The 10521-nt window shown below is 44.0% G+C and carries 9 protein-coding genes and 1 other RNA gene; 7 read left to right on the top strand and 3 right to left on the bottom strand.

The window, feature by feature from the left end; genetic code table 11:
* From HMPREF9074_RS09165 to HMPREF9074_RS09140, 7 genes are all read left to right on the top strand, one after another.
* Positions 1 to 622: ferrochelatase (locus HMPREF9074_RS09165; RefSeq protein ID WP_034540372.1), on the top strand; the 622-nt coding region annotated here is incomplete at its 5' end.
* Between the two features lie 2 nt (positions 623 to 624).
* The gene (locus HMPREF9074_RS09160; RefSeq protein WP_009389510.1) at positions 625 to 1161 is read left to right on the top strand and encodes a CopD family protein; all 537 of its coding nucleotides are present in this window, start codon (positions 625 to 627) and stop codon (positions 1159 to 1161) included.
* 1 nt (position 1162) lies between these two features.
* On the top strand, positions 1163 to 2857 hold the full coding sequence (locus HMPREF9074_RS09155; protein ID WP_009389511.1) for a 1-deoxy-D-xylulose-5-phosphate synthase: 1695 nt from the start codon (positions 1163 to 1165) through the stop codon (positions 2855 to 2857).
* Positions 2858 to 2921: 64 nt separating this feature from the next.
* Complete coding sequence (locus HMPREF9074_RS09150; protein WP_009389512.1) at positions 2922 to 3905, top strand: DUF3078 domain-containing protein; 984 nt, start codon at positions 2922 to 2924, stop codon at positions 3903 to 3905.
* 4 nt (positions 3906 to 3909) lie between these two features.
* Entirely contained in the window at positions 3910 to 4515 is a 606-nt protein-coding gene (locus HMPREF9074_RS09145; RefSeq protein WP_009389513.1) for a thymidine kinase, read from the top strand.
* 93 nt (positions 4516 to 4608) lie between these two features.
* Positions 4609 to 5012, top strand: a transfer-messenger RNA (tmRNA) gene (ssrA, locus tag HMPREF9074_RS11965).
* Positions 5013 to 5100: 88 nt separating this feature from the next.
* Positions 5101 to 7806: a calcium-translocating P-type ATPase, PMCA-type gene (locus HMPREF9074_RS09140; protein WP_009389514.1), complete on the top strand. Its 2706-nt coding sequence runs from the start codon at positions 5101 to 5103 to the stop codon at positions 7804 to 7806.
* A 48-nt stretch (positions 7807 to 7854) separates the two neighbouring features.
* On the opposite strand, the gene HMPREF9074_RS09135 is transcribed toward HMPREF9074_RS09140, so the two are convergent.
* Genes HMPREF9074_RS09135 through HMPREF9074_RS09130 form a run of 3 tightly spaced genes read right to left on the bottom strand, consistent with a single transcriptional unit; the run spans position 7855 to position 10408 of the window.
* Positions 7855 to 9429, bottom strand: coding sequence for an NADP-dependent glyceraldehyde-3-phosphate dehydrogenase (locus HMPREF9074_RS09135; protein WP_009389515.1), 1575 nt, complete (start codon positions 9427 to 9429; stop codon positions 7855 to 7857).
* A 54-nt stretch (positions 9430 to 9483) separates the two neighbouring features.
* Positions 9484 to 9660, bottom strand: a complete 177-nt coding sequence (locus tag HMPREF9074_RS12420) for a CAL67264 family membrane protein (RefSeq protein WP_009389516.1) — start codon at positions 9658 to 9660, stop codon at positions 9484 to 9486.
* Between the two features lie 37 nt (positions 9661 to 9697).
* Positions 9698 to 10408, bottom strand: coding sequence for a LytR/AlgR family response regulator transcription factor (locus HMPREF9074_RS09130; RefSeq protein ID WP_009389517.1), 711 nt, complete (start codon positions 10406 to 10408; stop codon positions 9698 to 9700).
* Positions 10409 to 10521: the final 113 nt, after the last annotated feature.

The following is a 10521-nucleotide window of genomic DNA, read 5'->3' as shown; positions in this document are numbered from 1 at the left end:
CGAAACCATAGAAGTTTTAGCTGAAAAACTCATACGCGAGCACTACCCACAAATGGTGCTACATAAGTTCGCCCCTTTCTTTCACCGCAAAGAATACATTGAGGCGCTTGCAGGCGTAACACGCCCTATCTTAGCCAATTACCCCTACGACCATCTGCTTTTTTCTTATCACGGAGTGCCTGAGCGACATCTGTACAAAACCTCGCCTACTCCTGCCCATAAGCACATAGTCGATGGCAAAAGCTGTTGCGATGCTTATAGCGAGGAGGGAGCGCATTGCTACCGAAGTCATTGTTTCGAGACTACCCGCCTGTTGGCTGAAGCCTTGCAATTACCTGAGGATAAGTATTCTATTTCTTTTCAATCGCGGTTAGGTGCCGACAAATGGCTTACCCCTTTCACATCCGACCGTATCAAAGCCCTTGCGCAGAGCGGAGTGAAACGCTTAGCTGTCATCACCCCTGCCTTTGTTGCTGACTGTGTAGAGACTTTAGAAGAGATAGAGATGGTAGGCGGCAAAACCTTTGTCGAAAACGGAGGCGAAAGTTTCAAACTCATACCTTGTCTAAATGATAGTGAGTTATGGGCAAAAGCCCTTGCTCAATGGATTAATAACGACTAATAATGGATTTATTTTCAATTACAAAAGCGATACACATTATCTTTGTGGTGAGTTACTTCGCTGGTATTTTCTATATGGTGCGATTGTTCATCTACCATACCGAAGCCTTAGAAAAAGACGAACCCGAACGCTCTATATTGCACCGACAGTTTAGCTTTATGGAGGAACGTCTGTGGAACATCATCACCGTACCTGCCCTTATAATTATGTCGGTTACAGGTATTTATATGTTCTACCTAATGGATTGGGCTTACTTTTTGTTTGGCTGGATGCACGTCAAATTGCTATTTATAGGCATACTGCTGTGGTATCACTACTACTCGTGGCGCATAATGAAGCGACTACAGGCAGGACAGGCTACCCTAACCTCACTACAATTGCGTATGCTCAATGAGGTAGCCACTCTTATCCTCTTCGTGGTTGTCTTTGCAGTAGTGCTCAAAGCCTTATTTACTACCTATTGGTATTTTGCCCTACTGGCTTTTGTAGCTATGGGGGCACTTATTATGCTGATAGTGAAGTTAGTAAATAGAAAATAATTTGGAGAATTTAAAACACATACCTGTAGAAGAGTTGCCAGCGTTGGCCGAGCAGTTGCGCACCCGCATCATAGAGGTTATCGCAGCGCACGGCGGTCATCTGGGGGCAAGTTTGGGCGTGGTCGAACTCACTATCGCCCTGCACTATGTGTTTGATACTCCTGATGATATACTTGTGTGGGATGTAGGTCACCAATGCTATGCCCATAAACTGCTGACAGGCAGAAGCGAAGCCTTTGCACACATACGCCAGCAGGGCGGCATCAGCGGCTTCCCTAAGCGCGAAGAAAGCCAGTACGATGCTTTCGGCACAGGGCACTCCTCTACTTCGCTCTCTGCCGTATTGGCGATGGCTCTTGCGTCAGCCTTAGAGGGTAACACCCAGCGCCAACACATAGCCGTAATTGGCGATGCAGCCATAGCAAGCGGTATGGCATTCGAAGCCCTCAACCACGCAGGCACTACCGATGCCAATATGCTCATTATCCTCAACGATAATGCTATGGCCATCGACCCCACTGTAGGGGCTCTCAAAGACTACTTCAGTTCTCTACGACAAGGGGCTCGCGAAACTTTCTTCAGCGACCTGCACATCAAGTACAAAGGTACTATTGACGGACACGATTTACCTGCTCTTATCGAGGCTTTAAAGGCTGAAAAAAACGATTGCGGTGTGCGACTACTGCACGTAGTAACCACCAAAGGCAAGGGGTTTGCTAAAGCCGAAGCCGAGCAAGTGCGTTACCACTCGCCTGCCCTATTCGATAAGACCACAGGCGAACCGCTTCCCGAAGCCCCTACCCTACCTGCTAAATATCAAGAGGTAGTAGGGCAAACTCTCACCGAATTAGCTCGTTCAAACCCTAAAATTATAGCCATTACCCCTGCGATGAGCAGCGGTAGCGGCTTGCTTTCTCTACAGCAGGCTTTCCCCGACAGAGTATTTGATGTAGGCATAGCCGAACAGCACGCCGTAACCTTTGCAGCAGGCTGGGCAGCGCGTGGGTTTATACCTTACTGCATCGTCTATTCTACTTTTCTACAGCGGGCTTACGACCAACTCATACACGATGTGGCTTTACAAAACCTACCAGTAGTATTTTGTATCGACCGCGCTGGGCTGGTAGGCGAAGACGGAGCTACCCATCACGGAGTGTTTGATATGGCTTTTTTGCGTCCTATTCCTAATCTTATTATTGCGTCACCGCGCAATGCTACCGAATTGCGTCAGCTGCTCTACACGGCTCAGCTGTCCCTACCCCATCCTATCGCCATTCGCTACCCACGTGGGCGTTGCTCACAAACCGATTGGGCACAACCTTTTGAGGCACTGCCTATTGGCAAAGGGTGCCAACTAAAAGAAGGTACTAAAGTAGCCGTACTCAGCATTGGCACTATAGCCGACCTTGTAGCCGAACAAATACGCCAAAGTGAAGTCCCAGAACAGTACGCCCACTACGATATGCGTTTCTTAAAACCGATAGACGAGGCTTTGCTGCACCACGTATTCACCCACTACCAAAAAGTCGTTACTATTGAAGAAGGTAGTACAGGAGGCTTAGGCAGTGCTGTTAGCGAATTTGCTGCGGCTAATAACTACACTACTCCTCTAAAAATCATCACTTTACCCGATGTTTTTATGCCTCACGGCTCTGTAGCTGCCTTAAGAAAATTGGCACATTTGCTAATCGACTAATTGGCTAATTGGCAAATTATTTATACCTTTGCAGCGGTAAAACTAACAGCAATCAGATGCAGCAATGAAAAAAATCATTATCGTTCTCCTACTTACTACTGTTACCGCTTTTGGGCAAGTGCGCAAAGCCAAAACGCGTACCGCTCCGGTAAAAACAACTCCTATACAAGTGCTACAAGACCCTAACGCGTTAAAATTCACTTTCAACCGAGTGAAACGCGAACAAGAAAAGTGGTTCAAGTTCAACCAAGTAACACTGAATATGAGCGAAGTAACCTTCTCTAACTGGAGTGCAGGGGGCGAAAACTCTATTTCAGGACTTATGAACGGCAAATTCCGCCGCCGCTATAACGAAAAAACTTTCTTTTGGGACAACGATTTAGAAATCAACTATGGTATCAACGCCCAAAAAGGACGCGAAGTGCGCAAAACAGACGACAAGGTATCGCTAACCTCCTCATTTGGCTATCGCGGTAGTTCACATTCGTTTTGGTACTACACAGCACGAGCACAATTCCTTACCCAAATCAGCAACGGGTATAAATACCCTAATGTAGATGATGCTATCTCTAAACCCTTTGCCCCTGCTTATTTTACACTCGGTTTGGGTGCCGAATACGCTCCTACCCATATCAATTTCAACCTTTTCTTATCACCTATGACCCTCAAAACCACTATGGTGTTAGACAAACGCCTGTCTGACGAAGGTGCTTTCGGGGTAGAAAAAGGCAAGAAGACAGTATCTGAGTTAGGTTTCTCTGCCTCAGGCCGTTGGGAGAAGAAAGTAATGGATAACATCACCCTAAACACTAACTTCACTATCTATGGCGATTACTTAGAGAAATTTGGTAATATCGATATAGATTGGGAAACAGGGCTAAGCCTAAAGGTGAATAACTATGTGCAAGCGCGCTTGGGCATTCACCTCAAATATGACGATGACGTAAAATTTTATTCATACAAAGACCCTCAAGGACAGACGCATCACTATGGTGCTCGCACCCAGTTCAAGCAGCTGTTAGGGGTAGGTGTACTTTATACTTTCTAAAAAAATGTTCTTAGAAAACAACATACATAATCACGAAGAGGTAGGCTGGATAGAGGTTATCTGCGGCTCGATGTTCTCAGGCAAAACTGAAGAACTCATACGCCGATTGCGCCGTGCTCAGTTTGCTAAGCAAAAAGTAGAAATATTCAAACCCTCTTTTGATACGCGTTATGATGATACTAACATCGTATCGCACAACGCCACTGAAATCCCCTCTACCCCTGTAGAGGCTGCGGCGAGTATTTTGCTCCTTGCTGACGGCTGCGATGTAGTAGGCATTGACGAAGCTCAGTTTTTTGACGATGAGATAGTAAATGTATGCAATGATTTGGCTAACAGAGGAGTACGAGTAATAGTTGCCGGACTCGATATGGACTACAAAGGCAATCCTTTCGGGCCTATGCCCTACCTAATGGCGACAGCCGAATACGTCACTAAGGTGCATGCCGTGTGTACCCGCACGGGGCATCTGGCTAACTACAGTTTTAGGAAAGTGCCTAACGATAGTCAGCGTATGTTAGGCGAATCCGAGAGCTACGAACCACTAAGTCGAGCCGCCTTTATAAAAGCAAGAGCCAAAGACGAAGCTCAAAAGACAACTAACCTCTAACGACCAAAAACTAACAATCTAAAATTTGGTAGTTAAAAAATATTTTGTACCTTTGCAGCGTGTTTTTATGTGAAACACAACCAATAATCATTTGGGGTCGACCGGTTTTGACAGTAGGTGACATTGAATGGTAAGCATACCGAGCTGTGAAATGAATGCTCGATAATATCTATTTCAAACTTTTAAATGGCGAGAATAACTACGCTCTTGCTGCCTAGTCTGAAGTTTAGTAAGACTGCTGGCTAAGTCCTTACAAGGTAAGGAAGCGAGATATCTCTGAAAAGCCCTTGTTGACGGCGGTTCGTATAGAGGCACCATAAAAGTCAACATTGAACCTGCGGTTCGCTTCTGCCAACGGTTCTTAACTATTAAGAAGCTAAGCGCAAAGTGGGCGGTTTTTGGTCAGCTTTGCGACGAAAATCAAACAAAAACTAAGTATGTAGAAAGCCTTTTGATGACTTATTTGGACGAGAGTTCGATTCTCTCCGACTCCACTTCATTTTATATTGTATTTTAAATGTTATACAAAAAGAGAGGACTAAAATTTAGGTTTTAGTCCTCTTACTATTAAAGCTAATATTATTTATGGCAAAACATCATTACAAAGGGCTTACCGAGGCTCAAGTACTCGAAAGTCGCGCCCAACACGGGGCTAATTCCTTCTCATCAGTAGCAGGTGTACCCCTCTGGAAACAGTTTTTAGAAAAACTGTCCGACCCTATTATCCTCATTCTCTTAGTAGCATTAGCCTGCTCCTTTGGTGTCTCGGCTTATGATTTTTTTGCCTTAGGCGAAGGTTTTAATGCTTTCTTAGAACCAGTAGGAATCTTTTTTGCTATCTTCTTGGCTACAGGAGTAGCATTCTACTTTGAAGTAAAAGCCAATAAGCAGTTCGAAATCCTCAACCAAGTAAATGATGATATATACTATAAAGTTATCCGCGAAGAACGCGTAACACAGGTGCTCAAAAAAGACATTGTTGTAGGCGATATTGTTCTTTTAGAAACAGGTGAAGAAGTGCCTGCCGACGGAGAGCTTTTAGAGGCTATCTCACTGCATATCAACGAATCAACCCTAACAGGAGAACCTCTCGTACATAAAACTACTGACCCCGCTGACTTTGAGGCTGATGCCACTTACCCCTCTAACTATGTGTGTAGGGGCACCTCAGTAGCCGATGGACACGGAGTGATAGAAGTAAAGAAAGTAGGCGATACCACCGAATACGGCAAAGTGTTCGAGGGCGTGCAGATAGACAGTTCAGTAAAAACGCCTTTAGACGAACAGCTACACAAGCTAGCAAGCCTTATCAGCCGCATTAGTTACGCAATTGCTGCCTTAGTATTAGTAGGGCGTTTATTTCTCTATTTTCATAATCCATCGCACAGCTTAAGTGCTATCGATTGGGTCGATTTCGGCGGTTATCTTCTTAATACTGTGATGATTGCTATCACTGTGGTAGTGGTAGCCGTCCCTGAGGGACTGCCGATGAGTGTAACTCTGAGCTTAGCCTATAGTATGCGCCGAATGATGGCTACTAACAACCTTGTGCGCAAGATGCACGCTTGCGAAACAATGGGGGCAGCTACCGTTATTTGCACCGACAAAACAGGTACCCTCACCCAAAACCAAATGACCATCTACGAAACGTATTTCAATCCTTCTGCCGATGAAAAGCTCATTGCCGAATCAATGGCGGTAAACTCTACTGCTTATTTAGATTTTTCAGCTCAAGAAAAGCCTACCGTATTGGGCAATCCTACCGAAGGTGCCCTATTGCTTTGGCTCTATGGCAAAGGCATAAATTATCTACCCATACGCGAAGAGTGCGAAGTGATACAGCAACTCACTTTTTCTACCGAACGCAAATATATGGCAACGTTGGTACGCTCAGCCGCTTTGGGCAAAAATATATTGTATGTAAAAGGTGCTCCCGAAATAGTGATGACTTTCTGCCACGAGGGCGGGGAGTTCTGCTCAACCATTTCACAAACTGACTTCGAGGGCAAACTATTACAATACCAACAGCAAGCTATGCGTACCATAGGCTTTGCCTACAAGGTAATTGACGACCCTAAAACCGTTATTTCAGAAAACGGAAAGTTAGTAAACAACGGATTGCAGTTTATCGGCATCACAGCTATTGCCGACCCTGTAAGGGCTGATGTACCTGCTGCTATAGAAGAGTGCATGCACGCAGGCATACAAGTGAAGATAGTAACTGGCGATACCCCTGGCACAGCTAAAGAAATAGCACGCCAAATAAGACTCTGGGACGAAAGTTGTAGCGATATCAACCACATCACAGGAGCTGAATTTGCTGCGATGAATGATACTGAACTCTTAGAGCGTATTCCTCACCTACGCGTTATTTCGCGCGCCCGACCTCTCGATAAAGCCCGCTTAGTGAACCTCCTACAGCAGCGCGGCGAGGTAGTAGCCGTAACAGGTGACGGCACTAATGATGCCCCTGCCCTAAAAGCTGCTCAAGTAGGACTTTCTATGGGTGATGGCACCTCTGTAGCCAAAGAAGCCAGTGATATCACTATCTTAGACAGCTCTTTTAGCAGTATAGGCAAAGCTGTAATGTGGGGGCGCTCATTATACCTAAATATTCAGCGGTTTATCCTCTTCCAAATGACTATAAATGTGGCTGCCTGTATCATTGTACTCTTCGGAGCGTTTTTAGGGGTACAATCGCCTCTAACGGTCACTCAGATGCTATGGGTAAACCTCATAATGGATACCTTTGCTGCCTTAGCTCTTGCCTCTCTGCCTCCAAGCCAGCGTGTGATGAACGACCCGCCGCGTCAGCGTAAAGCCAACATTATCACTAAAGAAATGGCGCGTGGCATTTTCGGAGTTGGTGGACTGTTTGTATTGCTGCTCTTCGGATTTATACAGTACTTTAAGAATGAAGACATTACAAGCCTCACTCAGTTTAGTATCACTGATTATTTCGCTAATTTCTTCCACTTCGGAAGTTTTGAAAACGGATTATCAGCTTATGAGCTCTCGCTTTTCTTTTCTATCTTTGTGATGCTTCAATTCTGGAATATGTTCAACGCCAAAGCCTATCGCACCGGCAGGAGTGCCTTTGCCGAAATAGATAAGAGTCAAGGTTTTATAATGATAGCAGCGGCTATTATCATTGGTCAGGTAGTGATTACCACCTTTGGCGGAGCGATGTTTAGTGTTACCCCCTTACTCCTAACTGATTGGTGCTTAATTATTGCCGCTACTAGCTTAGTGCTATGGATAGGCGAATTGCTTAGGTTAATAAAGAGATAAACAAAAATGATGTAATAAAAAAGAGCGTTTTTACACGCTCTTTTTTGTTTATAGTATGAAATCTGTATTGATGAAGTTAGAAGCTCCTGTGCGCAGCAGATTCTCTACTATACGGTCGTTATACTCATTGTTTTGGAATGACACAAAGGTACGAATAGAGAAAGAGCGCAAAGCATCGTGTACGCTAAGAGTACCTACTGCTGAGTCTTTACGTCCTGTGAAAGGAAATACATCAGGCCCTCTTTGGCATAAGCTATTAAGGTTTACCCTACAGAGCATATTCACTAACATATCAATAAGAGGCGAGAGTTCTTGAGGGTCTTCTCCAAACAAACTTATCTGCTGTCCGTACTTAGACTCTGATATTTCATCGATAATCTCATTGATATTAGAAAAAGGTTTAACGGGCACTAAAGGGCCAAACTGCTCTTCGTTGTACACTCGCATCTCTTTCGATACAGGGTAGAGTACCGCAGGGAATATAAAGTTATCAGTGCGTTCTCCTCCTTTCTTGTTTTGTATAGTAGCTCCTTTAGCAAGAGCATCATCTATAAGTTCTTGTATAAAGGCAGGTTTTTCTACCTCAGGTAGCGGCGTAAGCGCCACCTTTTCGTCCCAAGGATTACCAAACTTAAGAGCATCTACTTTTTCAGCAAAGCGTTTGATAAACTCATCTTTTATCTTGGCGTGTACGTATAGTATTTTCAAGGCTGTACAACGCTGTCCGTTGAAAGAAAGTGCTCCTTTTACGCATTCGTCTACTGCTAAATCTAAGTTAGCATCAGGTAGTATAACCCCAGGGTTCTTAGCTTCTAACCCGAATACAAGGCGCAGACGGTTTTTGTTAGGGTGTTGGTCTTGTAGGGCAATAGCGGTTTTGCTGTTGCCTATTAGCGCCAATACATCTACCTTACCACTCTGCATAATAGGAGGCGCTACTGAGCGTCCACGACCGTAGAGAATGTTTATCACGCCACGAGGGAAAGAGTTTTGAAAGGCTTCTAAAAGCGGTGTAAATAGCAATACACCGTGCTTAGCAGGCTTAAAGATAACCGCATTACCCATAATAAGGGCAGGAATGATAAGCGCAAAGGTTTCATTAAGCGGATAGTTATAAGGACCTAAGCAAAGTACCACTCCCAATGGACCTCGTCTAATAAGGGCGTACACTCCATCGCGCTGCACGAATTTAGAGGACTGGTTGTCAAGCTCCTTATAAGCATTGATGGTATCGTAGATATACTCTACTGTACGGTCAAACTCCTTGCGCGAGTCGTCAAGGCTTTTGCCTATCTCCCACATCATTAGTTTTACCACCTCATCGCGTTGCTTTTCCATTTGTTTTACGAATTTAAGCATAACCGCAATACGGTCTTTTACTTTCATCGTAGGCCAAAGTCCCTTGCCTTTGTTATAGGCATCGGTAGCTGAATGAAGCGCTTCTAATGCCTCTTGTTCACCTAAAGCAGGCACACTACCCAAAAGCGTAGGCGCATAGGCTTCTGTAGACGAAATAGTGGAGTAAATGTTAGCAAACTCTCCTTCCCACTTCCTCAACTCGCCATTTATTAAATACGTTTCTTGCCTAAAAGGCTTTACTTGAAATTGTTCTGGAATATTCATTTTTATTAATTTATTTGATTTTACCAATTGGCTAATTGGCAAATCAGTTAATTGTTATACTCTTCCTTTCAGAGCGTTAAACACCCACGCAATGGCAAAAAAGCCAATGCCTACCGTGCCAAAGCCCCAACCTGCTATTTCGTTGTATTTGAAAGCAGCAAGTCCTATAAGAATAAAGCCAACGACTACCATTAACAAGGCAGCCCAGCCTAATACTGTATTTTTGTTCATAGTTATTTCTTTCTTTTATTCTGTTGGTTATACAAAATCAATTTTCTGAATTAATTCTCACTCGTTGCAAAAAAGCCTCTTTGTTAGCATCGGCTATCGTTATGCGTTGGTTGCCGAATACTATCTGGCTACGTTCTACCACTTGCACCTTGTCTAAGGCGACTATAAATGAGCGATGCACACGCATAAACCGCTCTGCGGGCAACTGCTCTTCTAATTTCTTCAAACTCAGTAGGGTCACTAAGGGCTGTGGTTGGGTAGTAAGGTATATCTTTACATAATCTTTAAGACCTTCTATGTAAAGAATATCGCTATAAGGCACTTTTATTTGCTTATAATCAGCTTTTACAAACATATAATCCTGCGTAGCCGCTTTTTCCGCAGGCGCAGAAGCCAATAACATCGCCTTTTCTGCCGTTTCTAAAAACTCTAAGTAATTAAAAGGCTTCAGCAAATAGCCAATGGCATTCACTTTATACCCCTCTATAGCATATTGGTCAAAGGCAGTGGTAAAGATAATACGCGTGTGGGGGGGCAGTTTTTTAGAGAGCTCGAGCCCTGTTAGTTCTGGCATCTGTATGTCCATATATATCAGTTCTGCGTCGCCACCTTCATAGAAGTATTGCAACACATCTATTGCGTTAGTATATTTACCCACCAACTCTAAAAAAGGAGTTTTTAGCACATAGCTTTCTAATAGCTGTAGTGCCATTGGTTCATCATCTACTATGATACAACTGATTGCCATCGGTTATGCGTGTTTTTAAAGATCAAAATTTACCACTTCTGTATGATTTATTATATGAATTACTACTTCTGTTATACGAACTACTACTACTGCCATACGAGTCGTCCTTTCTG

The organism is Capnocytophaga sp. oral taxon 329 str. F0087, assembly GCF_000213295.2.
In the GTDB taxonomy this organism is placed as follows: Bacteria; Bacteroidota; Bacteroidia; order Flavobacteriales; family Flavobacteriaceae; genus Capnocytophaga; species Capnocytophaga leadbetteri_A.
Note: the sequence above shows the minus strand (reverse complement) of the source record. Positions and strands in the feature narration are given on the sequence as shown.